Annotated in this window: 2 protein-coding genes; both read left to right on the top strand. The window is 45.2% G+C overall.

Annotated elements, in window-relative coordinates:
• A partial coding sequence (locus tag IBX48_RS10535; RefSeq protein WP_296834385.1) for a flagellin occupies positions 1 to 415 on the top strand: 415 nt, incomplete at its 5' end.
• Positions 416 to 673: 258 nt separating this feature from the next.
• Positions 674 to 1,470 (top strand): flagellin (locus tag IBX48_RS10530; protein WP_296834382.1); only part of this gene is annotated, 797 nt, incomplete at its 3' end.

The following is a 1,470-nucleotide window of genomic DNA, read 5'->3' as shown; positions in this document are numbered from 1 at the left end:
TCTAATGAACGCCAATGATTCGGTTGGTTTGCATGTAGGTTGGCAGATTGGTGAAGATAATAAAATTGCAGTGAGTACGATTGATTTCACAGCACTGACTGCAATACAGGCAGGTATTGATATCACCACGGTTGAGAATGCGTCAGCGGCGATTTCTCAGATTGACAAGAACCTAGGTTCGATTAAAACTGTGCGCGCCAACTGGGGTGCGATGCAAAACCGTTTGGATTACACGGTATCGAACTTGGCGAACGTCAACGAAAACATGGCGGCGGCCCGTTCACAGATTCAGGATGCCGACTTTGCGCGTGAATCTGCAAATTTGGCACGAATCCAGGTATTACAGCAAGCGGGTATGGCGATGTTGGGTCAAGCGAACCAGCAATCCCAGAACGTGTTGTCTCTGGTGCGTTAAGTTTAAAAGCCACTGGTCAGTCAACAAGGTTGACCAGCCGGTTAAGTTGAGTGTCTTATCTGAAGACTTATAGGGCATTGAACTTAGCTTGATTTTCTTGTGTGTTAGCGGTCTTTATGGCCGCTTTTTTTATTTGTGCAAAAAAATAAAATTAATTAAATTGTTCTAAAGTTTTTGTTAAAAGTGCCGTTTAATTAAATGAACATACAAGGGGTTGAACCTCTTTAAAAAAATAATTTCCAGTAAGGGAGAAGCATCATGGCAATGGTAATTAACACAAATATGGGTGCCATCAACGCAAGTCGTATTTTGGATGGCACGCAAAAAGAACAAGGTACCGCAATGGAGCGTTTGACCTCTGGTCTGCGTATCAACAAAGCGGCGGATGATGCGGCAGGTTTAGCGGTAGTAACCGGTATGACCACCCAGATCCGTGGTACGGACCAAGCGATTCGTAACGCGAATGACGGTGCGTCATTGTTGCAAACCATGGACGGTGCAACCGAAGAAGTGGTTAACATGTTACAGCGTATGCGTGAGCTAGGTGTGCAGTCTTTGAACGAAACTTATAGTGCAGATAACCGTACACAAATGGATGCCGAGTTCCAGCAGTTAAGCACTGAGATTACACGTATTGCGAACACCACGCAGTTTAACGAAACGGGTCTAATGAGTGCGACCACGTCAGTTGGTTTGCATGTGGGTTGGCAGACAGGTGCAGAAAATAAGATTGCGGTAAGCACAATAGACTTCACTGGCTTGACAGCATTGACGACGAATATTATAACTACCGCCAACGCTTCATCAGCAATTACGTCAATTGATGCAAACTTAGGTTCGATCAAAAACGTCCGTGCCAACTGGGGTGCGATGCAGAACCGTTTGGATTACACCGTATCGAACTTGGCGAACGTAAATGAAAATATGAATGCGGCTCGTTCACAGATTCAAGATGCGGACTATGCACGTGAAAGTTCACAGTTAGCACGAATCCAAGTATTACAGCAAGCGGGTATGGCGATGTTGGGTCAAGCGAACCAGCAATCACAGAACGT

The organism is Thiomicrospira sp. (assembly GCF_014859555.1).
In the GTDB taxonomy this organism is placed as follows: Bacteria; Pseudomonadota; Gammaproteobacteria; order Thiomicrospirales; family Thiomicrospiraceae; genus Thiomicrospira.
Note: the sequence above shows the minus strand (reverse complement) of the source record. Positions and strands in the feature narration are given on the sequence as shown.